This is a genomic window from Rosistilla oblonga (assembly GCF_007751715.1).
Taxonomy (GTDB): Bacteria; Planctomycetota; Planctomycetia; order Pirellulales; family Pirellulaceae; genus Rosistilla; species Rosistilla oblonga.
Genome location: NZ_CP036292.1, coordinates 724,584 through 750,159, shown reverse-complemented (window position 1 = coordinate 750,159; position 25,576 = coordinate 724,584). Strand labels below are relative to the sequence as shown.

Here is a 25,576-nt window from a genome sequence, read left to right as displayed (position 1 = left end):
CACAGAACCGTACGTACGGGTCCGTATACGGCTCCTGTTTTACTTGCCTAGGTTAATCCAGGAAGGACTCCGGTCTCCAATTCGGTCAAGTCAAACAGGCCAAGTTCCGCCAGGAAGCCATTGCTGATGGCCATGCTGGCGTAAGAACTACGCGACGTACGCCACGCGGTCATTCGCATCTTCTGGAGGTCACCACGTACGCCGACCTGCCGCAAGCGGCGAATCAGACGCGTCGGTTTCTTCCACAACGCGAGTTGCTTGGCCCGTAATCGTCGCCGAATCCATCTAGCCAACTCGCGATACAGACCTTTGCAGTTCGCCATCCGGAAGTAGCTGCCCCAGCCGCGAAGCACCGGATTCAGGTCAGCAATGACCTTCTCCAAGTTCACCGGGCTGTTCTTGCGAGTGATCACTTTGACCTTCGCCTTGAAGGCCGCGACTTTCTCGGCAGCAATGCGGGTGTGCATGCTGCCGATCACGACGCCCAAGAACTTCACACCCTCACAGGCTGAAGTCAGGTGCGTCTTATCGCGATTGACGGTCAACTTCAAATCACCTTCCAGAATCTCCACTGCAACGCTCATCGCATGAGCCGCCGATCGCTTGCTCCGACACAGGATCAGAATGTCATCGGCATACCGAACGATTCGGTAACCACGACGCATCATCTCCTGGTCGAAAGCATCCAGGTAAATATTGGCGATCAGGGGACTGACAACACCGCCTTGCGGGCTGCCAAGCTCCGTCGCCTCCCAGACACCTTCGTTCATCACTCCGCTGGTCAAAAACATTTTGATCAGATTCAAAATGCTGCCATCGGTCACCCGACGACGGATCGACGAGAGAATCAAGCCGTGATCCAACCGGTCAAAGCATTTCGAGAGATCCATATCGACGACTTGGTCGAGACCATATCGTCGGATGAACATCGTTGCTTTGGCGACTGCCTGTTGGCAACTGCGGCCCGGTCGGTAACCGTAGCTTGATGGATGAAAGTCAGGATCAAAGATCGGCTGCAGGATGTCCAGCAACGCTTGCTGGACGACTCGGTCGCGAACTGTTGGGATGCCAAGATGCCGCTGGCCGCCTTCCGGTTTCGGAATCGAAACTCGGCGGACCGCACTGGGCCGGTAAGTCTTGCTCCGCAGTTCGCTCACCAACCGCGTCAGCTCCCCCAGTAAATCAGCTTCAAACGCATCGATCGCTTGCCCGTCGATGCCAGGTGCACCCTTGGCACGTCGGACTTTCTCGAACGCGCGAGCCAAAGCTCGGCGATCAAGCAGTCGGTCGTAGAGGCTGTAGTAGGTTCGCTTCATGACTGTCGGTCGGTGGTCTTTCGTTGGTTCGTTCACGTTCTGTCGAATCGGTTGGCAGTGTGGCGGTTGGCTTCGAGCGGACGCCTCGTGTGCTATTCCGGTAAAGGACAATCGCGAGGTGTCGAGTTTGCTGAGTTACTTCCACGCCGACGGACGTATCGAGCAGCTTTGCAGTTCCCCGCATCGCCACTGTGGACCGGTCCCCGAGACCTTCGATCTTCTCGGATTGTGTCGGCTGCCGATTGCTCGTTTTCGGTGTTCTCTCCAATCACAAATAAAACTTCACCCCTTCGCATCCAGTGATGACCTTTTGAGTCATCTCTGTCCGGCGTGACTCGCTTCGGTTACCGCCGATGCTTTGCACGTCGTCGCCACGGTTTTGTCCTCCAGACTGTTACCAGCTTTCACGGGCCGCGACTTATTCACTACTACGGGTTCATCTGACTCCTGACACCACATCGATCGCTTCTTGTGTTTCCACTTGAAGCGACCTTACCGGCTTCTCACGCTTCGCCTTTGGGGGAGCTAACGCGGCCACGGATAATGTCAGGTCTCCCCAGTTACTGCACTGGCTCCCTGACGATGATGACGTCCCCAAACACTTCCGGCGGCTGTTCATGTATCGGGCATCGCGACTTTTTGCACGCTCGCCCCCGCCGGCAGCCGAATCGGGTTCGCTTTCGCTACGTTCCATCGTCCTCCTATCGCTTCCTTCAGACCCGCAGTCACCGGCGGAACCCTTGCGAATCGGATTCAATTCCCCATGAACAGGGCTTGGTCGGTGACAAGCACCGACTGGGTTTGCCAGCTTCGCTGGGCAAACAAAAAAATAGCGGTTGGCATGTAGCCAACCGCTATTCGATTTGCAGTTATCGTTTTACAGAAACTTACGGCAGGCTAACGACTTGGCCGTCGCGAATACCACCGAGCCACTTCCAAGTGTTCCAGTCGATCGTCTCACCAACGAAGCGGACCGATGCATCCCCCAAGGTCGTCTGAACTCCGCCTGGGTGAACACTACGAGCTGCCATCATCGCGTTGCCAGAATTGGCACCACAATCCCACAACTTGGAATTGGGGGTCATCAACGTCGAGAAGACCATGTCGTTGGGTTCATACCCACGGAACCAAGACGAACCACTTGCAGAGGTCGAATTCGTCGCCGTGTTCAACGAGCCGGTACATCCGTTGTCGTCCTGCGTTGCGGTCGTAGCGGTAAGGGTTGAGTTCGCGCGAATGTTGGGATGACCAACGATGATCTCGGAGACCATCAACGTGTTGGATGTTCCATCGAGGAAGTCGCGCAGACCATTGATCCCATTGCCTCTCGCGTTACCGTTCCAGTCGCGATAACCTTCGACAGCCCAACCAAGCGAGCTGGCGGGAGAGTTGCGAAGATTCGCATCGGGACCGATGCAGATCACGTAGTTGATGTGACCATCGGCAGTTACAGGAGTCGCTCCGGCAACCTTGTTGCCCGACGGATCGGTCCACAGAAAACCACCGTTGCCAGGATCCGATGGGCAGAGGAACGCACCTAGCGTATTTTGACGCAGCGGTGTGTTGGTGGCGTTGCTTTGACCGTCCGGGGTCTCCCAGTCGATTTGGTTGTAGATCGCGTTTTGTTCGATCTGCGCCAAGATCCGAGCAGCCCAGTTGATGTTGTTCGAAGTCCACGTGTCGACGCCCATGTTGGCGGTGCGGACGCGAGCTGGCGGCAGCTTGTTGTAAATGTCGTGATAGTTGTGCAGCGCGAGCCCAAGTTGCTTCAAATTGTTACCGCATTGCATACGTCGCGCCGCTTCACGCGCCGCTTGGACGGCTGGCAATAATAGGCCAACTAAAATACCGATGATCGCGATGACGACCAGAAGCTCTACAAGCGTAAAGCCGGAACGGACAGACCTTCGTGATTCCATTAAAAATACCTAGATGAGGAGCGAAAAACCGCTGTGCCGAAAAAGCTTCGGCACCAACGCAAGAGAAACAAACCACCAAACTCCCCCCAACAAATCTCAATCGAAATGCAAATCTCGGGGAGAGTAGGGGGGCTTCAAATCGACCAATCAGTCCAACGCAAGCCGCCCGACGAGCCGAAAATCGGCTCGTTGCGCACCGCAGACTTCAATTAACCCGCTTCGCCTTGGATGTATTCTTCCGATTGCATCTCTTCGACATCTGCCGGATTGCCTTCGACGGGCGCATCGGCTGGAGTGGTTCGACCGGGGCCACCGCAACCAACCATTGCAAACGAAACAAAACAAGCACTAACGACAACCAAGGTGCGAGCAACAGCCACAAACTTTGTCTTCATTGGTCCACCGTAAAAGAGAACAATCACTTTGATGACTTAAAAACGCTTTAAGTTCCACCCAGCGCCTCGCTCCTGAAAGCAATTCGAAGCGATCAACCCCAGCGACAGTGCCGAAAACAATCGAAGCAGGACTCGAGATCCTTGGCCTAGAACGTCTGACACGCATCGAGGAGTTGCGAGACTCTGGCGAAGCCCAAACCGCCGGCAGCGATAAGCGGGCTTCGGTCACGCATATTGCGGAGGTGTTACCTATACTTTCTCGTGATCGGCGATACCAACCGCCAACCGTTAAGGCAAAGTAACATTACACAGCTACGGCCGCAACAGGCGCAGCAGCCCCCTAAGATGCTCCAAATCAGAGTACGGGAACCAGCGAGACGCTTCAACGGATGAAATCGGCAAAACTCCCATCTCTTCTGTCACGCGACCCTACGCCACAGGAGGTACACAAGGGCTGATAAGGCCACAATAGCCTTACCGAAAGGCGAATCCTGCTGAATAGCCCGACGCTACATTTTTGAAACCTCAGCAGAAAACGCCCCGCTCGATCGACTCCATGCCAGCCCTCTCTCTATGCAAGAAACCAGAACGGGATCGAACACAAAGCCCACGCAGACAAACACCCACTCCAACCACCGCCACGCCATACAGCTTCACCGCCGCGAGATCCAAACGACCAAGATGGCTATGCCGTATTCTGCAGCACAATTTACAACGACGGTGCATGCGGGACGTGCGAACAGCTCTCCACACATCACAACCAACAAGCGACACATGAAACATCGCGACCAAAAAATAGCGGCCGGGTACTCCCAGCCGCTATGCGTTAAACAACCATCGATTCTTTAAGACCTAAGGGACCTCAACGACATTGCCATCGCGGAGTCCTCCGAGCCATTTCCAGGTTTCCCAGTCGACGGTCTCACCGACGAATCGCACCGATGCATCTCCTAGAGTTGCTTGAACACCGCCAGGATGCACACTGCGAGCGGCCATCATTACGTTGCCAGAATTGGCGCCACAATCCCATAACTTGGAATTGGGGGTCATCAGCGTAGTGAAGGCGATATCGTTGGGTTCATACCCACGGAACCAAGACGAACCGCTTGCAGTGGTCGAATTAGTCGCTGTGTTTAACGATCCCGCACATCCGTTGCCGTCTTGCGTTACGGTACTGGCATTGCCGGTAGAGTTCACGCGAATATTGGGATGACCAACGATGATCTCGGAAACCATCAACGTGTTGGAGGTTCCATCGAGGAAGTCGCGCAGGCCATTGATCCCATTTCCTCGCACGGGGCCGTTCATGTCGCGACGGCCTTCGACCGCCCAACCAAGCGAACTGGCGGGGCTAGTGCGAAGATTTGCGTCGGGACCGACGCAGATCACATAGTTGATGTGACCATCAGCGGTTACAGGAGTTGCCCCGGCAACCTTATTGCCCGACGGATCGGTCCACTGAAACCCACCGTTGCCAGGATCCGATGGGCAGAGGAAAGCACCAAGCGTATTTCGACGCAGCGGTGTGTTGGTAGCGTTGCTTTGCCCGTCGGGAGTCTCCCAATCGATCTGATCGTAGATTGCACTCTGTTCGATCTGGGCCAGAATTCGAGCCGCCCAGTTGATGTTGTTCGTGTTCCATGTGTTGACGCCCATGTTGGCGGTGCGGACGCGGGCCGGCGGCAACTTGTTGTAAATGTCGTGATAGTTGTGCAGTGCGAGTCCAAGTTGCTTCAAATTGTTACCGCATTGCATACGTCGCGCCGCTTCGCGTGCCGCTTGGACGGCTGGCAATAACAGGCCAACCAAAATACCGATGATCGCGATGACGACCAGAAGCTCTACAAGCGTAAAGCCAGAACGGACAGGTCTACGAGAGTCCATTGCATTCACCCTGAAAAGAAAACAAGAATAGGAATGCCGGAATATTCCGACACGAACCGAAGAGTAAGGAACCAAACAATTTCCTATAGACAATCCGATTTGCAGCAAGGCTCACCACACAGCCAGCTTCGTTGGATTGAGAGAATATTGCGACCAAAGGAGACGTTGACGCTCTGAAACGAACGTCCTGGGATCCCCTGTGCGAATTGCGTAGCCGCAAATGGTCGTAAGACCGAGATTCGCTCAAACCGATCGAGTTGATAACTAAGTGATAAGCAAGCGTGTCACCCGCTACTTGCGCGGGCAGTTTATGACAAGATGTTCGCGATCGACCAGATCAGCCGATTTCGCTAACGCGAAAGCAAACACCGCAAACCACACACCAACGCACGTGGCGACACCCTAAGCTGCTAAACTCAACGTAAGGGAACCGAGAGAAGGGTTCAACAGTAGAAATCGAGAAAATCATTTTTTCTCTGTCGCCCGCCGCAATCAAATATCGTCGCGAATCCGTATCCAATGATCGGTCACGCGCAACTGCTCGTGCTGAACCACTGGCATGTGACAAGGCATACAGTTTTCGCTGCGTGGCGAGTCGGGGCAGGGCAGGCCGCCCGAAGATGCCCCATGGCAGTCATTACACTTCGCCGTATAAAACGCCGTGTCGGTCTGAGCTGGCGAGTGGGGATCGTGACAGGTCACACAATCCAATCGCCGCGCATCAGGATCATCTAACTGCGTCTTAAAACAGGGACTTTGAGATAACCCCACAGGCGCAAAGCGAATCAACAGTTTGTTGTCGGGCGTCAGTTCATCGTCGGTAAATTCATCCGCTCGCCGATGGCATTCACCACATCGCTGAATCGATTCCAACGCGCTCAGTTTGTCCCAAGCGACGCCGCTAGGGAGCGAGCCGCCGCTTGCCGCATGCTGCTGCGCATCGAGATGACAACGATTGCAACTGATCCCCGGCACCAAACTCGCAAAGTCGATTGCACCGTCGTCGATCGCCATCTGCGAACTGTGGCACTCGAAGCACTTCAGAGAATCGGCGGGATTCAGATGGACGCCCAACGAGGGTTTACCGGGAGCATGATCGCTGCCGGGCGTCGCTTCCAAATTGCAATGCGGAAACCACGACACATTCAGTTGCTGGATCTCGGTTACCCCGCAGGGCGAGACCTCTAACGAAACGCCGGTCATCGCATGCTCGCCCGATCCGAACATCCAATCCACCTTTTTTTCGTCGCTTCGATCGGCCGCCGTCAACGCGTACCCGTCGTCCCGCGTGGCGAAAGCAAACGCGTTGCCACGCGATGTCACGTCCTGTCCCGCAAAGTGGCGAAAGACCTCCTCGTCGGTCGGCTTACGCAGCGTCCGCAGATGCGGCGTGGCAAGATAAGAATCGCAGATTTCCGCATGGCACTCGGCGCAGCGTTGGACCTCCGCTGCCTGCGTCGTTTGGATCGCGGGCAATGCCTCTACAGGGACGGTCGTCCGTTGCGAGATCGCCCCCAGCATCAGCAGCGAGGCAGCGACAAACGCGGCGACGTGAAGATTTGTTGCGTTCAGCATCGACGCTCCAACATCCTTAGACGGAATAGAAAAGTATTAAGAGGCTAGATCAAATTCTAAGCTGGCCAGCGCCTCGCTTGCCAACAACCGCAGAGCGGAATCGTCCGATTCAGCCAACGCGACAAGGACCGCCCGGCCGTCATCGAGATCGCCCAACTGCAACAACACGATCGCCAGTCCATAACGATCTTGATCGGACAACCCGCCCACGCCAAGCAGCTCGATCGCTTCGCGCCAACGGCCATCCAAATAGAGCTGGACCGCGCCGCGCATCGCATCGGAACATTCCGACAGGTCGGGCAGGGGAAAGGCATCGGCCAACGCGATCCCCGCACGCTGGCAGGCCAGGGTCGTTGCCAACGCCTGGAATTGGCTGCATCGGTCAGCCCGTTTGTATTCCCGATGAAGCAACATCATTTGACACCGCGCGATCGCTTCAGCCGGCTCGGCACCGCTGCGCAATTGTTCGGCGTGCAAGATCCTCATCGCAGCGTCGGGAAGTCCCATCGCGGTAAAAACCTCGGCTTGTCGAATCGATTGCCCGATCGACCCGCCTTCGATCGCAAGCCCGAACCGATCGCGATCAAACGGGCTGCCTGTCGATTGCGGACGCTGATAGCTCCAAGGGCCTCGGTCGACAAAGTGCCTCTGTTGTAGCGTCTCCAGGATCCGATTCGAATAGGCGGAATTGCCGGTCGACGCATACGCAACGACTGGCGAATCGAGCGTTAGCGGTTTCCACAACGTCGGCTCCAACGCGGCGATCAATTCCAGATTATCCGCCTCGACCAGCAGCAATTGCGTCTGGCGATCTTGCAGCGACAACCACCAACCGCCCTGCGCCCCATCGCTTCGGTAGTAGCTGGTCTTGCGTTGCTCCGCGAGATCTCGAGCAATATCGTGCTGCTGCCGCAACCGCCCGCCGAGCATCGCCCGATGCGGCAGGTCCTGCAATCGAACCCCCTCGGGATTTATCCAAGCGATCATCCCGCCGCTGCGAAGGCTGTCCGCCCATCCCGTTCCAGCGGGCAGCATCGCAGGCAACGCACTTTGCAGATAGCGAAAATCTTGCTGCTCATCGATCCCCCAACCCATATCAGCAGGGGCCTTCACCGCTGCGATGCCAACGAGCACCAGACAACACGCCGGCAACAGCCCCCGTTTCCACCGCGTCACGGAACCCTTAGCCGCTCGATCTGCCGGCAGCCTTGCCGACAAACAAGTCATCCCAATCCAAACCGCAGCCAGCGAGAGATTCGCCGGCGAAGTCCAAGCGAGCCACTGACCGGCGATCCAGACGCTACCGAGCTGCCAAAAGCGCCGCGGCGAACGCTTCAACCAACAAAACTGCAACCCGACCGCAAGGACCGACAAGATGACAAACGCCAACGGAACAACAACCCCATAGCGTTCGCTCCACGTCTGCCAGGTCTGGATCACTCCGACGGTGCCTTGTCCCGAAACATCGACATCGACATCGAGGCTACCGCGGATGCGTTGGAACGAATCGAGGATCCCCAATCCGCCTCTCGGATTCATCCAAGCGGTCGCCGCCAACAGCAGTAGAGCAACAATAACCCCGTTCTGTGAAACACTCGATTCCCCCAAACGTCCGATCGCCACACCAATCACGATCGGCAAAAAGAGGGCATACCCGGCGCCGAGGTTTGCCCACAGCAAGCCGACGCCAAGGAGAATCAACAACGAAACCGATCGACCACCCTGGAGCCAGCGATCTGCAAACCACAGCGTCGCCACGGCTCCCAACACATTATAAACAAGCGACACCGAATCAGCAGCAGGCAACAAGCAGACGACCGCCAGCGATGCCAACAGAAACGTTGCCGTCGAGAGATTGTCGCGAACGCACCGCCAGAGCAAAAATGCCACGCCGAAAACAAACCCGCAGCGAAACAACATCAGCCCATTGCTGTCGAACGCCGCGTAGGAGACGAAACCGATCACGCCGCCCAGCCAATCGCTTTCCGATTGATCATCGAGTTCCAACATCAGACGACTCGGAGCGATCGATCCCTTCAGAACCTCGCGTCCGCGACTGAGATCCCACCACAAATCGTCTCCTGCCAGCGGTTGCAGCGCGATCCAAAGCACCACGACGACATACGCGATGAGAGCGAACCGCGCGGTCGAATCCTCGCCAAACAACGTGCTTCCCAAGGAGCGATCCGATGCTCCGCTGGCAGCAACCGCAGCGGACGGCGTCCTCGCAGGCTTCTTGCTAACAGGTTTATGTCCGGAGACTTTCATTCAACCAACCTAGTCGCAGCCAACGCGCCGGAGTTTTTCCGAGGCGGGCGAAAATTGCAAAAAGCTAGAGTCTACCCCGACAATAACCGCATGTCAGTCGGATGCCATGCTCGCAGGGGGGCTGATTGAATTATGAAATCACACGGCAAGCAGTTGCAACAACATTCGGCAGATATCATCTTGGCAAGCGATGCGGGACGGAGTGCTTGCGGGCTCGTGGCATCGCGCATGTCGCAGCTCGATGGCGAAACAACGGACGACAAATCACCAGGACGATCGAACATGAAAGAGATTTTTCAAAGCGATTCCATTCGCTACCCCTCGCTGCCGACCGACATCGATGGGTTCGACGCGTTGGCGACGCTGGCGCTCGACCTGCGTTCTTCCTGGAACCACTCGACCGACATCATCTGGCGCGAACTCGATCGCGAACTCTGGGACATGACGCACAATCCGTGGGTCGTGCTGCAAACCGTGTCGCGAAAACGTGTCGAGCAATTGTTAGGCGACCCAGCGTTTCGCAAAAACCTGGACCAGGAACTGCAAGCTTGGCGGCAGCTGCACGAAGCGACGCCTTGGTTCCAGCAGCAGCATGCCGATGCGGAACTGACGCAAGCGGCTTACTTCAGCATGGAGTTCATGTTAAGCGAAGCGTTGCCGATCTATTCCGGCGGCCTCGGGAACGTGGCGGGGGATCAATTAAAGGCGGTCAGCGATCTGGGCGTCCCCGTGGTCGGCGTTGGGCTACTGTATCAGCAGGGCTACTTCCGGCAAACGATCGACGCCGAGGGGTCGCAACAGGCGTTGTTCCCCTACAACGATCCGGGGCAGTTGCCGATCACACCGCTGCGTCGCCCCGATGGTCAGTGGTTGCGATTGGAGATCATGCTGCCGGGATATTCGGTTTGGCTGCGAGCCTGGCAAGCTCAGGTCGGCCGCGTGAAGCTTTATCTTTTAGACAGCAACGATGCGGCAAACTATCCCGCCCACCGCAGCATCACCAGCGAACTCTACGGCGGCGGCCCCGAACTCCGCCTAAAACAAGAACTCGTGCTCGGCATCGGCGGCTGGCGGCTGCTCGAAGCGCTCGGCATCGCCCCGGAGGTTTGCCATCTGAACGAAGGGCACGCCGCGTTTGCGGTGCTCGAACGCGCCCGCAGCTTCATGAACGCCACAGGGCATTCGTTTGAAGTCGCACTTGCCGCAACACGAGCGGGCAACCTGTTCACCACTCACACCGCCGTGGCAGCCGGTTTCGATAGGTTCTCGCCTCAGTTGATCGAACAATACCTAGGCCGCTACGCCACGCAGATGCTGGGGATCGATGTCCAAAACCTGTTGGCGCTCGGACGACAATCGCCCGACGACCACAACGAAATGTTCAACATGGCCTACCTGGCGATCCGCGGCAGCGGAGCGATCAATGGTGTCAGCCGATTGCATGGCGAAGTCAGCCGCCAAATCTTTGAACCACTGTTCCCACGTTGGCCCGAACCGGAAGTCCCCGTCGGTCATATCACCAACGGAGTTCACATGCCCAGCTGGGATTCCGCGGCGGCGGACCAATTGTGGACCGAGGTCTGTGGCAAGGAGCGATGGCGGGAACCGTGCCCCAAATTGCCCGACGCGATCCGCAAGGTCTCCGACACCAAACTATGGCGGCTGCGGATCGATTCGACCAAGTCGCTTGTCGAATTCGCTCGCGAGCATCTGTCGCGTTCACTGGCCTCCTCGGGCGCCGAGGAGAGCGAAGTCGAAGCGGCGAAACACCTGTTCGATCCCCACGCGCTGACGCTCGGTTTTGCTCGACGCTTTGCAACTTATAAACGCCCGAATCTACTGCTACACGATCCCGACCGCTTGCTGCGATTGCTGAGCGATCCCGAGCGACCTGTGCAATTGATCCTGGCAGGGAAAGCACATCCCGCCGACGCTGCAGGCCAGCAGATGATCCGCCAATGGGTCCAATTCATTCGGCACCCTCAGGCTCGCAAGCACGTGATCTTCCTGAGCGATTACGACATGCTGATGACCGAGCGGTTGGTCCAAGGCGTCGACGTCTGGGTCAACACGCCGCGACGCCCCTGGGAAGCCAGCGGCACCAGCGGGATGAAGGTGTTGGTCAACGGCGGCATCAACCTTTCGGAACTCGATGGATGGTGGGCGGAAGCCTATCAGCCCGAACTCGGATGGGCGTTGGGAGACGGCCTGGAACACGACGACGCGGCGGCGATCGATGAGCTCGAGGCCGAACAGCTGTACCAGATCCTGGAAAACGAAGTCGTTCCCGAATTCTACGATCGCGACGCGCAGGGCATTCCGACGGCGTGGCTGCAGCGGATGCGAAACAGCATGGCGACGCTAACGCCCGAATATTCGGCCGCGCGGACCGTCCGCCAATACACCGAGCAGCATTACCTGCCGGCCGCCAAAGCCTACCGCGAACGAATCGCCTTCGACGGCCAACTGGCAACCAGCATTGTCAACTGGGAAACATCGCTGAAAGAGAAATGGGGCTCGCTGCGATTTGGAACGGTGCAATGCCACACCGATGCCAACGAACATCACTTTGAGGTGGAGGTCTATCTGGATGGACTGGATCCCAGCTTCGTCACGGTGGAAATGTTCGCCGTCGGAATCGATGGGGGAGAACCGCGCCGGGTGGCGATGCAGCGGACCGGCAGCCGCCCCGGCCCCGACGGCACCCCGTGGGCGATCTACCAGGGATCGGTCCCCAGCAGCGAAAGCGCCAACGATTACACAGCGCGAGTGATCCCCGTCCACCGCGGCGTTGCGATCCCGCTGGAACTGAATCTATGCCTCTGGCAACGTTAGCCCCCCAGGTGAAGTCGCCCGCATCGGGAGCGTCCCTCATCCCGCTGCTCATTAAATAATGTCACCGCACTGGCGAAGCAGGGCAGCGGGAGCCAGAAAATTAGGCAAACCGGGCAATACGGAGGAATTCCCGATTGTGGCTGAAGCCGAAGCTGCCAAAGCAACGAAGAAAAACCTCGGAGAACCGTGCGCGCAGACCGGCCCCCCCCTACTTTCGAGGGGGTTCGCCATTGCGGAAAATCGCGTTTACGAATCGCTTTACTGCGAGGCACAAAACCATCAGGGCTTGCCTAAACCCCTGGTTATCGCATACTATTCGTGATTCGGACATCCAGCAAACTGTGCGGCACCCGCCAACAGATCCAATTTTAAATCAACGCCCGATCCGAGATTGTACAAAGCCAATCTCTGTCGCCGATACCGGAGCCAAAACGATGAAAGAGGGAATCCACCCTAATTACCAAGCCACCGAGGTCACTTGTGGTTGCGGTAACACGTTTACAACACGCAGCGTTCAGCCCGAACTGAAGATCGACATTTGCAACATGTGTCACCCCTTCTACACGGGCAAGCTGAAATTTGTTGATACCGCGGGTCGGATCGATAAGTTCCAGAAGAAATTTGCTGCCGGCAGCTACGCCAGTTTGGCCAAGGGCAAGAAGAAGAAGTAGCTACCGAATCGGAACGACCAACATCCAGCCGTCGCGTAATAACGCGATGGCTGTTTTTATGCTTATAAGGCGCGCAGCCGGCGCGTCTTACAGAAGTTCATCGGCACGCCGGCTGCGTGCCCAGCGACCAATACCATGACTTCCATTCGCGACACGCTAGACGAAAAGCTGAAACGGTTCCTCGACCTCGAACGCCAAATGTCCGACCCGGCGGTTCAGTCCGACGGGACGCTGATGTCGGCTGTCGCTCGCGAACATGGCGGACTGGCCAAGATGGCCAACAAGTTCCGCACGTTCAAGAAGCTGACCGATGAGATCCGCGGCTGCAAAGAGATCATCGAAGAGACCGACGATCCCGACGAACGGGAGATGGCTGAAGAGGAAGCCGACAGCCTGCGAAAGAAACGCGAAGCGCTGTGGGATGAATTGTTGACGATGACCGTCGGCGGTGAAGACAGCCACCGGACACGCTGCGTGATGGAAATCCGATCGGGGACCGGCGGCGACGAAGCGGCGCTGTTCGCTCGCGATCTGTTCGAAATGTATCGCAAACACGCCGAACGCGTCGGTTGGAAAACCGAGATCCTCGATTCGAGCGCGACCGAGCTGGGCGGGTTCAAAGAGATCACGTTGGCTTTCGAAGGCGAAAGCGTCTTCCGCGACTTGCAATACGAATCGGGAGGGCACCGCGTGCAACGCGTCCCCGAGACCGAAACTCAAGGCCGCGTCCACACCTCCGCCGCCACCGTCGCGGTGATGCCCGAGCCCGAGGATGTGGAAGTCACCCTGAAAACCGAAGACTACCGAATCGACAAGTTCTGCGCGTCGGGCCCCGGTGGCCAGCACGTCAACAAGACCGAATCGGCGATCCGGCTGACGCACCACGACACCGGAATCGTCGTTCAGTGCCAGGATGAAAAGAGCCAGCACAAGAACTTGGCCAAGGCGCTGCGTGTATTAAAGACGCGGATCTACGAACAGAAGCGGGAAGAGGAACTGGCCAGACGAGCCGATACGCGGAAGAGCCTGATCGGATCGGGAGACCGCAGCCAGCGGATCCGGACCTACAACTTCCCCCAAAACCGACTCAGCGACCACCGCATCAACCTGACCCTGTACAAGCTGGATCAGATCATCGCGGGCGACCTGCAACCGGTCACCGATGCGATGATCGAATACGATCGCGACCAGCTGCGGGGCGACATGGGCGAGGTCTAAATCGCCGCATCAAACGAGGAACCAGGAACATGAGTGCCCAACAAGCCGAGAAGTGGACCATCCTGAAACTGCTGGAATGGACGACGGAGTACTTCGGCAAATCGGGCTCGGATTCGCCCCGCCTGGATGCTGAACTGCTGCTCGCCGAAGCCCGCGGTTGCCAACGGATCGAACTCTACACCGCCTTTAACGAGGAACCCGACGAGGCGGTGCGGACCACGTTTCGCGAACTGGTCCGCCGCCGCGGCGAGGGGACGCCCGTTTCGCAACTGCTCGGACGCAAAGAGTTCTATTCGCTGTCGTTCCGCGTGAGCGAAGATACGCTGATCCCTCGTCCCGAGACCGAACACCTGGTGATCGAGGCGTTGGACGAATTCAAACGACTCGGCCAGACCAACGACAAACTGCAGATCGCCGATGTCGGCACCGGCAGCGGAATCATCGCGATCTGCCTGGCCAAGAACCTGCCCAACGCTCACGTTTCGGCGATCGATATCTCGCCGGCGGCGCTGCGGATGGCCGAACTGAACGCGGCGGATCACAAGGTCCAAGACCGGATCAAATTTATCGAAAGCGATCTGCTGGCAAAGCTTCCCGCCACACAACCGCTGGACATGATCTGCAGCAACCCACCGTATGTCAGCGAAGCCGAATATGCGGAGCTGGACAAATCGGTCCGCGATTTTGAGCCGCGACAAGCGTTGGTCGGCGGCCCCGACGGGACCGAAACGATCGTCCGCCTGATCGACGAAGCGCTGCCGCGACTGAAGCCCGGCGGCCGGCTGATCTTCGAACTCAGCCCGATGATCGCCGACAGCGTGACCGAACACCTGGCCCACGTCGACGCGGCTGAAGACGTCCGCGTGATCAAAGATCTGTCCGGCCACAAGCGGATCATCAGCGTCGCTCGCGGCAAATAAACCAGCCGCCCAACCAGCGCACAAAAAAAAGCCGGACGCAGATGCGAGCCGGCTTTTGTCGTTTATCGATCATGCCCCAAGCGAGACTTCGCTCGGGGAGTCGATCTGTTTCAAAGCGATCCGAAGCAGCTTATTTGGCCGCTGCAAAACGATCGGCAACAGCGCTCCAGTTAACAACTTCCCAGAAGGCGTTGATGTAGTCGGGGCGACGGTTTTGGTAGTTCAGGTAGTAGGCGTGTTCCCAAACGTCCAAGCCCAGCAGCGGCGTGCCACCGATACCGGCAACGGCTTCGCCCATCAAAGGACTGTCTTGGTTGGCGGTGCTGCCAACTTTCAACTTGCCTTCGCTGACGTACAACCAAGCCCAACCGCTACCAAAGCGAGTCGCTCCGGCGTTGGCAAACGCTGTCTTGAATGCTTCCAATCCGCCCAGGTCGCTGTCGATCGCAGCCGCCAGGTCGCCGCTGGGAGCACCGCCACATCCAGGGCCCATCACGGTCCAGAACAACGAGTGATTGGCGTGTCCACCGCCGTTGTTGCGAACCGCACCCAGCTTGTCGGCGGGAACGGCCGAGAGATCGGAGATCAGATCTTCGATCGACTTGCTTTCCAGATCGGTACCGGCGATCGCGTCGTTGACTTTGGTGATGTAAGCCTGATGGTGTTTCCCGTGGTGGATCTCCATCGTGCGAGCATCGATGTGTGGTGCCAATGCGTCGTGAGCATAAGGAAGTGCAGGCAATTCGTAAGCCATGATGTCTCTCCGTTTATCAAGTGCCAGGGTTTGCATGAGGTCGCGGGGCTGCTGTCGCAGCACCCTATTTAGGCACCATAAGAGTAGCCGTCGGCCGCGACAAGGGGCCTGCAAGCGTTCCAAACCACGGCGAGACCAGCCCCGCCGCCAGCGGCATCGCTCGCCCCTTAACCCTCCAGTTTACGGTCGCTGGGCGTAATCGGCCATCAGATAGCTTTTCAGACTGGCGACCACGTTGCGGCACGCCCCTTTGACCTCGCGGTTGCGGCGATCGCGACTCCGCCAAGGACTGACACTGGCGTCGATCACCGTCTCCATCAGCTGCGATGCCCCTCCGTGAGGTCCGGTGGGGACTTGGCGTTCCCCGAGGTTCACCAGCAGATGAAACGCAGAGACGCCATCGGCGTTGCGGCGGCCATGCAGCGACGTTCGGACATCCAACCGCAACTCCAATTGCTGGTCTTTGACCTTGAGGATTTCCGCGTTGTGGTCGGCGATAAAGCCGCGCAGTTTTTCGATCACCATCTCGACCGGTGCTCGCGTCACCAACTTAGCCGTCACCTGATCCGACTTCGACGGCGTCAGCAGCCACTGGAACCAACCCTTGGATCGTTCGCTCACCGATTCGACAGGTTCACGCAGCCCCGAACCGAGCTGCACGACGCGGTTGCGGCCGTTTTCTTTGGCTTTGTAAAGCGCTCGATCGGCCCGCGCGACGATCGTCGATTCGGTGTCGCCCGATTGATATTCGGTCACGCCAAAGCTGGCGGTGATACATTTGTTCGCCAGCGACGGTTGCGTGATTCGCTCCAGATCGCTGCGGATCGTCTCTGCCCGTTTCGCCGCGGTGGCGTTGTCGCAACCGGGACACAGCAACGCAAACTCCTCGCCGCCATAACGAGCCACCAAGTCGCCATCGCGACTGTGACGGACCAAGACGGAGGAGAAGCTGATCAGCGCGTCATCGCCAGCCTGGTGACCGTAGTTATCGTTGACCGATTTAAATCGATCGATATCGCAAAGGATCAGACTCGCCGGCCCCTTGCCCGCGGCAGCAAATTCGACCACGTCGCCCAACGCCCGATCGAATTCGGCGCGATTGGCCACGCCGGTCAAACCGTCGCGAGTCGCTTTGACGTGCAGCGACTGGACCTTCTGTTCCAGCGATTCCTCTTGCGAGATGTCGTTGATGATCGCCAACGCTCCCTGCACCCGATTCTCCTCTCCGAGAATCGGAATGAAGTTCACTTTGACGGGAACCTCCTTCCCGTCGGGCAATCCCATCCGCATCCGCCGCCTGGTTTGGCCGCCCGTCGTCAGGCATTTACTCAAGCTCGCTACATCGCCGGAACTGGCGCGGGCATCGTCCCAACGAATCAACGAATCGGACCAGACCTGCCCGATCATCGCGTCGGCGGCGATATTAGTCATCCTTTCAAAGGCGTAGTTCCAGTGCGTGATCACCCCCTCGCCATCGATCGCAACCACGCCATCGCACATCGTGTCGAGCAGATGTTGGTGGAACAGCAGCTGCCTTGTCTGGCGTTCTCCCGCCGCAGCACCTGTTTTCTCCGGAGCCGCCGACCAGAAGCGGTTCGACGAATCGCCCTGCAGATCCTGCAACCAGCGACGCGCCGCTGAGGCGTACATCAACTCGGGCCGATTCTCCAACAAGGCCGCGTAATCGCGGACCAGATCGGGATCGAATTGGTTTCCCGCACACTGAAACAACTCGGCCACAGCCCGCTCTTGGCTGAAGGCACGCCGATAAACTTGATCGGTCGTCATCGAATCAAACGACTCGACGATCGCTAACATCCGAGCTCCCAACGGCAGATCGTCACCCTGAACCTGCCCGCTGCCGTTCCCTCCGCTGTACCAATGACGGCTGTAGCGGAGGATGTCCAACAAGCCTTCGTCGCTGCAACAACCAGCCAAGATTTCGCAGGCGACATCGGGAGCCTGATCCATGATCAACCGCTCATCGTTGCTCAGATGGCCCGGTTTCTTCAGCACGCGATCGGGCGTGGCGATGTTGCCAATATCGTGCAGCAGTGCGGCAACCTCCAATCGGTCGCGCAGTTCCGCCGGCAATTGCAGCCGGTCGGCCCAGACCGAACACCCCAACGCGACCCGCAAACTGTGGTCGGCGGTTTGGCGATGCTTGCAACGCAGCGAATAGAACAGCGAAGTCGCGACGCCCAAACGGACCGCTAGCAATTGATTCTCGTGTGCCCCATCGGCGTCGTACTCCTGCCGACTGGCGACCGTCCCCGAGGGCAAACGGTTCAGATCTCCCAACAGGCTAGAAATCCGTTCTATTCCATCGACAGCGCCGGCTAGAGGAGGGTTTTCGGCGGGCTGACTGGGTTTAGAAGTCGGGGTCGTATCGATCATATGGGAGACGCAGGGGGCTTAGCGTAATGTTGCGGGGTCAACAGCGGTACTCACCCCAAGCCTAGGTTTCGTTCCCCGTTTGGCAAAATTCGATTTTCGCAAAAGCGAACGTTTCAGGCTGCTGTTGGCTCCAACCTCCCGTTTTCGCTACTCTCCCGATTGCGCTCTCGCTGGACCGACGCAAACCGGCCAGCGATTGCAGCTCCACCCCTATTCACCGGGCCCATGAGTCACGATCGCAGATCCCTTCAGAGCCGCCGTCGCCGGATGATTTCAGCCCAGATCCTCTCGCTGGATCCGGCTAGCGACACGCCGCGCAGCCAAACCAAGCTGCGGTCGGCCGCATCGCGCACCGCCCCAGCCGCTTACGGCGCCCGAGTCCAACGCCGATTGCGTGCGCGGTGGTTCGAACTGGTCCCCGTCCGACGACGATCGCTGCTGGCAGTCAAATCGTTCGCACTGCTGGCGGTCTGCCTGTTGATCACCGGCCACTACCTGAGCATGACCTGGGCCCCGCTGTACCAATACCCCGAACTCGCCCGACCGCTGCGGTTAGACAATCCGGCCAGCTTCGGCGGCTGGTTTGGTTCGATTTCGCTCGCCCTTTCCGCTGGTGTCGGTTTCCTGATCTACCAACTGCGCCGCCATCGTGCCGACGATTATCGAGGCCATTATCGAATCTGGCGTCCTGTGATGGCGATGCTGATCCTATTAAGTGTCGATTCGATCGCAGGCACCCTCGATTGGTGCGGTGCGATTCTCGATACGCTGCTGGCAGGCCGCGCTCCGATGGCTGGCGGCGATTGGTTGCGGCTGCTGTTGTGCGTTGCCGGATTTGCGATGACCGCGCGGCTGTTGATCGAGATGCGGCACAGCCCCGCCGCCGCTTTCTGGCTGGTCACCGGGTCGGTCGCCGTCGCCTCGCGCCTGCCAATCCGCTGGAACTTTATCGAAGCCGGTCCGCTGGCGACAGCCATGGTCTTCGGCGCTGGCCCCCTGATCGGCCGCATCGCCGTCTTCCTGTCGCTGATCACCTACCTCCGTTCGATCTACCGCGACGTCCGCGGATTGAACCAGACCGACGGCCAAAACGGACGGCTGCGATTGCCGCGATTCGGCCGCAAACACCTCGACCGCGAAGCGCTCGACGAACCAGCTGAAGCTCCCAAACCATCGCGCTCGCGCAAAAAGCCCGCCGCCGCAGAAACGGAACCGGAGCCAGAGGAAGAACAGCCCGCTAAGCGAGGCTGGTTCCGCCGCAAACCGAAGCCAGCCGCCGACGAGACCGACCAGCCAATCGACGACGAAGAGCGTGAAGTCGCCCGCGAAGCTGACGACGACGAAGCACCCGCCAAACGCAAGGGTTGGTTCAGCCGCAAGGCGAAGCCTGCCGCAGAGGATGGGGTAGGGGACTCCGATGACGAACAAGCCGACGACGGCGAAGCACCGCCCAAACGCAAGGGTTGGTTCAGCCGCAAGGCCAAGCCTGCCGCAGAGGATGGGGCAGGGGACTCCGATGACGAACAAGCCGACGACGGCGAAGCACCCGCCAAACGCAAGGGTTGGTTCGGTCGCAAGGCCAAGCCTGCCGCAGAGGATGGGGCAGGGGAGTCCGATGATGAACCGGCCGACGACGACGAAGCACCCGCCAAACGCAAGGGTTGGTTCGGTCGCAAGGCCAAGCCCGCGGCGACCGATGAAGAATCGAGCGACGACGCAACCGATGAAACTCAAGAGGACGTAGCACCAGCCAAGAGCAAGGGCTGGTTCAGCCGCAAGGCCAAGCCGGCGGCCGAAGTAGATTCAAACGACGATGAGACTTACGAGGACGAGACTTACGAGGACGAGACTCAAAACGACAACTGGCAAAACGACGACTACGAACAAGACGACCACACCGAATCACATCATGCCGCGGAAGACGAATCGGTGGACGTCGACAACATCGACTGGTCCTCGATGAGCAAAGCGGAGCGGAAGCGAATGAAACGCCTGCTCCGCCAACAAGGCAAAGACGCCGCGTAACCTTGCTTGGCATCAGAACGGTAAAGTTGTGATAACGTTTTCATGCATCCGGGTGGACACGTCACGCGCTGACGTCAGATTCGACCGGCCCCGCCTACAAGAGTCCCCACACCTTAGCTACTCCAACGTTGCGTTGCGACGGGGCGGCGAGATGCAGCATTCAATCCACTTCGGCTAATCTCGGACGCGAAGCGACTGAATAATTGCCTCCGCTGCCTCAAGCCACTGGTCCTCCAGTTGCTTGGTGACGTTGAAAGATACAAGTAACAGCCGTCCCTTCACCGATGTTCCGACCATGATGTTACGTATTTCAGTATCGCTTGCGGGGGTCCGCAAATCTAGTTTTATCCAGTCGCGCCCGTCGATGTCGACAACACCGCTATGGAACCATGTTGCCGTCGGATGGAATTTGCGGTACGTGCCTTCCATCTTTTTATGGAACGCGTCGATCTCACTCCGTCGCATCCGCTTCGTCGTGTGATTAATGGCGACGTTGATTGCTGCTGATTCGTTGGTGTACACAAGCGTTGGTCGCAGCTCGTTCGGATATTTGAGCTTCAGCCTCTCCTCATCCATCTCCGAGAAATCCTCAGGAAGAAGCAGCGAGAGCTTCCCATCGATGACCACTTTTGGCGTGAGCACAATACCACCAACGATTGCTTCCGAAAGCTGAGGTCCGTTGGCAGAATGCCCTTCGGTTCCCACAACCTTGTCAACCCGCTGCACCTGTGGAGTTGCCGCTGCCGGCGGATCTGGCTGCTCACGACATCCGGCGACGAAGACAAAAAGAAGAATGCCGAATCGTTGCATGACGCCCCCCTAACGTGCTGAGTCTCTTCACTGCCGGCGAAATCAAAGGTGACAAGACTCCCTGATAAACCAGCCCGCCTGACAGAGTCCTGAGATCTGCATATCTTGGGGGCAGTCCTTTCATTCCGTGGTTTCATCCGTGTAGAACTCCATGAGTTCATCCCGAGAACGGTAGACAACTGGAACCTTTCGCATCGCCCTGAACGAACGACCGATCGACATCGCGGTGCGTTGGGAAACGTCGTTCGAGGAATAGACCAAAATGCTGGGTGCGGAATCCTTGATTCGGTTGAAAATCCAAACAATAACCCAACCGCGTCTCTCAACGTCAATCTCACGGATATGAACACGCCTTAACGTGATTGCGTGGTCGCTTCCATCCTGCAAGAAACGAATCAGCGGCAAGATGTCGACAATATCAGTGCCGTGACAGTAGGTGATTTCGGCGCGATCGCCAAACAACTCTACCGCGACCATGTGATTGTCATGGCCGGTCTTTTCGTCGATCTCGTTGAACAACGTGATTGAACGCCCGGCGAGTGCCGTTGGCGAAAAGATGCTGCTGCACAAAACCAGTATCGTTGCGAACGCTATTTGATGCATGGCGTACTCCGTGAGGTCCGGTAAATTTCATTGCAAAATACTTTCCACGATCAGAGCGCGGCGAGAGTTGACGATTCAAATGAAATCGCACCACCACCGTCGCTCCACAGGAATCACATTGTTCGGTCTCTAATTGAAGAGCGTCTGCTATTTGACTTCCGCGATTTCGACGTCGTCAATCACAGCCGTCCCTCCTGCGTTTCCCTTTGCAGGAATTCCAATTCGTAGTCGTACGACTGCTGTCCCTTCCGGGACCGTGATGTCAGTCTCGAACCGCTCCCATGCAGTGACATCGCCGGATAGTCGCCGTTCTTCAGACCGCGCGAATCCGAGATGCTTGCCACCGTTTGCGTTAAGGCATTCCAGAACAATCATCGGCGCAGTGGAGAGGCCGCTCGCAGTCATCTTAGCAGACACGCGATACGTTTTACCGACAGCCAGCCCCTTCAGCTCTTGATGTGCATTGTAAGCGACACTCTCGTCGGGGTGACCGCCTGCGACGTGAATCGCGAGAGCATTAGACGCCTGATCACCTTCGCCGACCACCTTGGTTCGGTATGTTACAAGGTGATGTTTCGATGGGAGTGAAGTAAACAACCAGGACGACGGAAGTCCCGAAGTCTTGACAGACTGTTCAAATCGACCATTTGAGATTTGCGGAGCATCGTTTGCGACCGTCATCAAAACTGCAAGCATTAAAATCATCTCTCTTCCTCCATGAAGGGATTGGTGTCTTGCCGCGACACAACAGGTGCCGCGTCTCAAAAGCGAAGATTAGCAAACCGGATGCCAATCATTGATGACGATGCTAACTGGAAGGGCTGGAGATTTAGGCAACCAACTAAGGGGGCTAGGTTGTTCCGACCGTTTGCTGTCACGCTCCGATCGTTTCAAATAGATGTAAAATTTACAATTTACAGACCGACGAAATCAAAGGTGCCAAGATTCATTGAGAAACCGGCCCGCTCAAAAAGAGTGCTGAAACCTCCGGTTTTGTCTGTTAGGGACGGCTCAGAAATTAATTCCCGGGACGGGGTTAGCCCGTTGTGGTGTAATTGTACTTTGGGAGCTCGGCGTCGTGCCGGATATAATCTCCGTTTAAGAATCGCTCGGTCGCCTGTACTCCACGCCGATAAATCCGTTTCAAAATTGCTACTTTAACCTGCAGCCCCGTGCTCGTGGCTGTTCGAGATGCCGCGTTGCGAATCGCTCCTATGCTGTGAAACACCACGCCTTTGAGTGACCTGGTAACATGGCAGAACAAGCGGTGGTCGATGGGGTTGTATTTCGAGCAATAGGACGGGAGGTGTGCGACGCGAAGCGTGATCCCCAAGTGCTCTGATATCTTCCAGAGTTGTTCATGGAATAGCCGCACGCGGCAACCATTGCTGCCGCCGCTGTCGGCCAGTATCAACATTTGCTTGGCTCCATCGTAACGATACCTCCCCATCCGGTTCCACCACATGCGAATCGAATCTCCCACCAGTTCGCCCGTGTCCGATCCACGCGCGAGCGTCATCAAGGCTGCGTTCGTCCTCACGTCGTATACTCCGTAGGGGATCACTTTCCCTTCGCCGGCAGATGGGAAGTCATGGTCGAAGGTGTGGACGCGTCCACTGGTTCGGCAGACGCCCTGACGATGGAAATTGCCGAGCATTTCCTTCTTTTTTGTATCGATACTAATGATGGGCCAATCGCGCATATGGTAGTGCCTACGGAGTTCGGCGATCCGCTGGAACTGGGCATCACGGTCGGGTGCACTGCCAATTGCAACGTCCTTGAGTGCTTGTCGCCTACCCAACCCAAGCTCTTCGCGGAGCAGACGATCGATCGTGTTGGGCGATACTACGAAGCCGAGCTCTTCAATGATCTTGGACAGATCACGGCATGAGCGATTCGTCCAAAGCTCGCCCGGAGTCACTGGCGAGCCAGCTGTTTCAGTTTCGATCTCTTTTCGGATCGCGTCGAGGAGGCCCGGCTGCGAGCAGCTAGCATTCGGCCTGCCCGCCCCTTTTTTCGGACCCGTCGTTTTGCCTCATCAAAAGGCAACGCTTCGATGTCGCGACTGCCATGTCGGATGGTTTTAGGATCGCAGTCAAACAGTTTCGCGATGTATTCCGTTCCGCCATGCGGAAGTTTTTCCGCCTCGATTGCCGCGTACCGCCGACGGTCCTTTTCGTTGAGCGACTCATATAGGTGTCGCATTTTCGATTCGATAGATTCGCTATACCCAATCATGACCGACTCCTTGCCGTTAGATCCCCGAAGCCCCGCTTGTTCATTCTAGCAGGGATTCAGGGATTTAATTTTTGAGCCGTCCCTTAGCCCCTTTTTCCAACTGCGTTTCCATCAAGAACAGCGCCATGGTCCCAGCAAGGAACGTTGGTGATCAGCGGGCGGTGGGAGCGGATTCACCATTGGCGGAAACGTCACCACCGCCGCTCCGTTGAGTCGCTTGGTTCGCCGGTTCGTAGGTTGGGCGGTTCGACTCTGCTTGTTCCGCGCGTAGGCGGTCTAGTAGGCCAGATATTGTGCCGCCGGATTCCTCGAGCAGTCTTTCCCGCGTCGCATGCAATTCTTCAAGTATTAGATTCTTCGTCATCGTATTCTCCGCCTAAGAATTCAGTCGGCGTGCAAACCAGCAGTTGGTCATAGCCCTGTTCTTCCAATAAGCGATAGACCCTCGGAAGTTCGTGAGCATTCGCTATGTGCTTGCAGTTTTGCGTCAGAAGATAGTTTACACCAGCTATCGCGGCTGCGGCAACGTGCACCGCATCGGCTGCGGCCTTCTGGGGCATCAGATGCTTGGACAGTATCAGTTTGGCCAATGCATCGACATCAGGGCCGAGCGGAACCAATGGCAGGCCATCGAGCATTTTAAGTCGATCGGCGGCCGCAGCTGGATCGCCGTGAGATGCCTCAACAATCGTAAGCTGCGAAGTGACAAGATTGAATTTCGGCAGTTCGACAGCCCACCACTCGCGGGCTTGATGTTGCAGTGCCGCGATTGGAATGTTGGGGCTTGGGCGTGCCGAAGCGTGGCTGACGATTGAGGTTTCGATGTATACGGTGTCCATGCCAACATTCTAGTGGGGGGCAGCATCCACTGACACAAGCAGCACTTCATTCGGCAGAACGTCACGCGTCACCGAAAACGCGCTGAAAATTTCATAACGACCACGTCGCTTAGCTCGCGTTCTCCGGTGCACTCGATGTTTCTGCCCTCATCACTCCGGGAAGTCAACATAAAGCTTCTGCAGGATTGTTTGCCCTATATTCCACGCTGACGTCCATTCTTGTTCCGGACTCTCGTACATGAACAAGTACAAAACATCTCGATTGTCGTCCGCAATCAGGAAATAGTGCATTACAGTCCCGTCCGTTTTGATTCGACAGCCAAATGTCTTTGCGGGCCCAGCACTTCGCGGTGGGATGATCTGAAGTATCGAGTCCTTATCCTGAATTGCCGCACGCACGAATGACCTGGCGAAATCTGATGCAAGTCCGCCCTGTTTCTTTCCGACATTCGGAATCACATTCAGCGAAAGCCCGGTACTGAACTCACCGGAATCGTCGATTGGTTCCTTTGTGATGAAGTATCCACGAGTTGCATTTTGGTTTTGCGTTTTGAAGTGCCATTGATTCGGATGCAATATCCCAACGCTCACATCCTCGCACCATTGCCATTCGAATCCCGCTGGTGGCGAAGGAAGGTCAGGTTTGTCGGCGTGGACGGTATTCGCAAGAAGAGAAATCAGGAGCGGCAAATGAAGTTTGTAGTTCAGCATGAATTGCGATCCTGTTGTAGCAGAACCATGCATCTCACTTCAGCAAACAGGTGAGAACAGAGGAATCTGCCTGTTTCTCTACGAGGAACCGACGAACACAAGTGTTGAGTGGAGGTCCTGTCCTCATTGGCCTACAGGTTACTTCGGGTCGACGCAGCCCCACCCGGCCTCTCGAGAAACGATTTGCTTTGGCTGCGC

19 protein-coding genes are annotated in these 25,576 nt (G+C 57.2%); 5 read left to right on the top strand and 14 right to left on the bottom strand.

What is annotated here, in order from left to right:
* Positions 1–47 precede the first annotated feature (47 nt).
* The 6 genes from ltrA to CA51_RS02650 all read right to left on the bottom strand — a co-directional run bounded on the left by ltrA (position 48) and on the right by CA51_RS02650 (position 9,357).
* Positions 48–1,352, bottom strand: coding sequence for a group II intron reverse transcriptase/maturase (ltrA, locus tag CA51_RS02675; RefSeq protein WP_231745959.1), 1,305 nt, complete (start codon positions 1,350–1,352; stop codon positions 48–50).
* Positions 1,353–2,203: 851 nt separating this feature from the next.
* Positions 2,204–3,235 (bottom strand): DUF1559 domain-containing protein, encoded by a 1,032-nt coding sequence (locus CA51_RS02670; protein ID WP_145123980.1) that lies wholly within the window; start codon positions 3,233–3,235, stop codon positions 2,204–2,206.
* A 209-nt stretch (positions 3,236–3,444) separates the two neighbouring features.
* Entirely contained in the window at positions 3,445–3,630 is a 186-nt protein-coding gene (locus CA51_RS02665; protein WP_145117571.1) for a hypothetical protein, read from the bottom strand.
* Between the two features lie 852 nt (positions 3,631–4,482).
* Entirely contained in the window at positions 4,483–5,514 is a 1,032-nt protein-coding gene (locus CA51_RS02660) for a DUF1559 domain-containing protein (protein ID WP_145123979.1), read from the bottom strand.
* 492 nt (positions 5,515–6,006) lie between these two features.
* A complete protein-coding gene (locus CA51_RS02655; RefSeq protein WP_145117570.1) occupies positions 6,007–7,089 on the bottom strand; it encodes a multiheme c-type cytochrome in 1,083 nt (360 codons plus the stop codon).
* A 36-nt stretch (positions 7,090–7,125) separates the two neighbouring features.
* Entirely contained in the window at positions 7,126–9,357 is a 2,232-nt protein-coding gene (locus CA51_RS02650; protein WP_145117569.1) for a hypothetical protein, read from the bottom strand.
* Positions 9,358–9,639: 282 nt separating this feature from the next.
* On the opposite strand from CA51_RS02650, the gene glgP reads away from it, so the two are divergent.
* The 4 genes from glgP (at position 9,640) to prmC (ending at position 15,001) form a co-directional block, all read left to right on the top strand.
* Positions 9,640–12,192 (top strand): alpha-glucan family phosphorylase, encoded by a 2,553-nt coding sequence (gene glgP / locus CA51_RS02645; protein ID WP_145117568.1) that lies wholly within the window; start codon positions 9,640–9,642, stop codon positions 12,190–12,192.
* 434 nt (positions 12,193–12,626) lie between these two features.
* The gene (gene rpmE / locus CA51_RS02640) at positions 12,627–12,863 is read left to right on the top strand and encodes a 50S ribosomal protein L31 (RefSeq protein WP_145117567.1); all 237 of its coding nucleotides are present in this window, start codon (positions 12,627–12,629) and stop codon (positions 12,861–12,863) included.
* Positions 12,864–12,998: 135 nt separating this feature from the next.
* Positions 12,999–14,081, top strand: coding sequence for a peptide chain release factor 1 (gene prfA / locus CA51_RS02635; protein WP_145117566.1), 1,083 nt, complete (start codon positions 12,999–13,001; stop codon positions 14,079–14,081).
* A 29-nt stretch (positions 14,082–14,110) separates the two neighbouring features.
* Positions 14,111–15,001 (top strand): peptide chain release factor N(5)-glutamine methyltransferase, encoded by an 891-nt coding sequence (gene prmC / locus CA51_RS02630; protein ID WP_145117565.1) that lies wholly within the window; start codon positions 14,111–14,113, stop codon positions 14,999–15,001.
* Between the two features lie 130 nt (positions 15,002–15,131).
* Here prmC and CA51_RS02625 read toward each other — a convergent pair whose 3' ends face one another.
* Both CA51_RS02625 and CA51_RS02620 read right to left on the bottom strand, forming a co-directional pair.
* On the bottom strand, positions 15,132–15,755 hold the full coding sequence (locus CA51_RS02625) for a superoxide dismutase (protein WP_145117564.1): 624 nt from the start codon (positions 15,753–15,755) through the stop codon (positions 15,132–15,134).
* 180 nt (positions 15,756–15,935) lie between these two features.
* Positions 15,936–18,056 (bottom strand): bifunctional diguanylate cyclase/phosphohydrolase, encoded by a 2,121-nt coding sequence (locus CA51_RS02620; protein WP_197451539.1) that lies wholly within the window; start codon positions 18,054–18,056, stop codon positions 15,936–15,938.
* A 363-nt stretch (positions 18,057–18,419) separates the two neighbouring features.
* Here CA51_RS02620 and CA51_RS02615 point away from each other — a divergent pair, with 363 nt between their 5' ends.
* Positions 18,420–20,177 (top strand): hypothetical protein, encoded by a 1,758-nt coding sequence (locus tag CA51_RS02615; protein WP_145117562.1) that lies wholly within the window; start codon positions 18,420–18,422, stop codon positions 20,175–20,177.
* Between the two features lie 174 nt (positions 20,178–20,351).
* On the opposite strand, the gene CA51_RS02610 is transcribed toward CA51_RS02615, so the two are convergent.
* From CA51_RS02610 to CA51_RS02580, 6 genes are all read right to left on the bottom strand, one after another.
* Positions 20,352–20,987 (bottom strand): hypothetical protein, encoded by a 636-nt coding sequence (locus CA51_RS02610; RefSeq protein ID WP_145117561.1) that lies wholly within the window; start codon positions 20,985–20,987, stop codon positions 20,352–20,354.
* 120 nt (positions 20,988–21,107) lie between these two features.
* Positions 21,108–21,590: a hypothetical protein gene (locus CA51_RS02605; RefSeq protein WP_145117560.1), complete on the bottom strand. Its 483-nt coding sequence runs from the start codon at positions 21,588–21,590 to the stop codon at positions 21,108–21,110.
* Between the two features lie 147 nt (positions 21,591–21,737).
* Positions 21,738–22,295 (bottom strand): carbohydrate binding domain-containing protein, encoded by a 558-nt coding sequence (locus CA51_RS02600; RefSeq protein ID WP_145117559.1) that lies wholly within the window; start codon positions 22,293–22,295, stop codon positions 21,738–21,740.
* 331 nt (positions 22,296–22,626) lie between these two features.
* Positions 22,627–23,550, bottom strand: a complete 924-nt coding sequence (locus tag CA51_RS02595) for an ISAzo13 family transposase (RefSeq protein WP_231746238.1) — start codon at positions 23,548–23,550, stop codon at positions 22,627–22,629.
* A gap of 619 nt (positions 23,551–24,169) precedes the next feature.
* The gene (locus tag CA51_RS02585; RefSeq protein ID WP_145117556.1) at positions 24,170–24,667 is read right to left on the bottom strand and encodes a PIN domain-containing protein; all 498 of its coding nucleotides are present in this window, start codon (positions 24,665–24,667) and stop codon (positions 24,170–24,172) included.
* A 150-nt stretch (positions 24,668–24,817) separates the two neighbouring features.
* Positions 24,818–25,378 carry a hypothetical protein gene (locus tag CA51_RS02580; RefSeq protein WP_145117555.1) on the bottom strand — a complete coding sequence of 187 codons (561 nt, stop codon included), beginning with the start codon at positions 25,376–25,378 and terminating at the stop codon, positions 24,818–24,820.
* Positions 25,379–25,576 lie beyond the last annotated feature (198 nt).

Bases quoted from the DNA above. Each gene is read 5' to 3' on its own strand.
- CA51_RS02600 (WP_145117559.1), bottom strand. From the start codon at position 22,295: ATGATTTTAATGCTTGCAGTTTTGATGACGGTCGCAAACGATGCTCCG.
- CA51_RS02650 (WP_145117569.1), bottom strand. From the start codon at position 9,357: ATGAAAGTCTCCGGACATAAACCTGTTAGCAAGAAGCCTGCGAGGACG.
- prmC (WP_145117565.1), top strand. From the start codon at position 14,111: ATGAGTGCCCAACAAGCCGAGAAGTGGACCATCCTGAAACTGCTGGAA.
- CA51_RS02585 (WP_145117556.1), bottom strand. From the start codon at position 24,667: ATGGACACCGTATACATCGAAACCTCAATCGTCAGCCACGCTTCGGCA.
- CA51_RS02655 (WP_145117570.1), bottom strand. From the start codon at position 7,089: ATGCTGAACGCAACAAATCTTCACGTCGCCGCGTTTGTCGCTGCCTCG.
- prfA (WP_145117566.1), top strand. From the start codon at position 12,999: ATGACTTCCATTCGCGACACGCTAGACGAAAAGCTGAAACGGTTCCTC.
- CA51_RS02580 (WP_145117555.1), bottom strand. From the start codon at position 25,378: ATGCTGAACTACAAACTTCATTTGCCGCTCCTGATTTCTCTTCTTGCG.
- CA51_RS02605 (WP_145117560.1), bottom strand. From the start codon at position 21,590: ATGCATCAAATAGCGTTCGCAACGATACTGGTTTTGTGCAGCAGCATC.
- CA51_RS02665 (WP_145117571.1), bottom strand. From the start codon at position 3,630: ATGAAGACAAAGTTTGTGGCTGTTGCTCGCACCTTGGTTGTCGTTAGT.
- CA51_RS02615 (WP_145117562.1), top strand. From the start codon at position 18,420: ATGATTTCAGCCCAGATCCTCTCGCTGGATCCGGCTAGCGACACGCCG.
- CA51_RS02610 (WP_145117561.1), bottom strand. From the start codon at position 20,987: ATGCAACGATTCGGCATTCTTCTTTTTGTCTTCGTCGCCGGATGTCGT.
- rpmE (WP_145117567.1), top strand. From the start codon at position 12,627: ATGAAAGAGGGAATCCACCCTAATTACCAAGCCACCGAGGTCACTTGT.
- glgP (WP_145117568.1), top strand. From the start codon at position 9,640: ATGAAAGAGATTTTTCAAAGCGATTCCATTCGCTACCCCTCGCTGCCG.
- CA51_RS02625 (WP_145117564.1), bottom strand. From the start codon at position 15,755: ATGGCTTACGAATTGCCTGCACTTCCTTATGCTCACGACGCATTGGCA.
- CA51_RS02660 (WP_145123979.1), bottom strand. From the start codon at position 5,514: ATGGACTCTCGTAGACCTGTCCGTTCTGGCTTTACGCTTGTAGAGCTT.
- CA51_RS02670 (WP_145123980.1), bottom strand. From the start codon at position 3,235: ATGGAATCACGAAGGTCTGTCCGTTCCGGCTTTACGCTTGTAGAGCTT.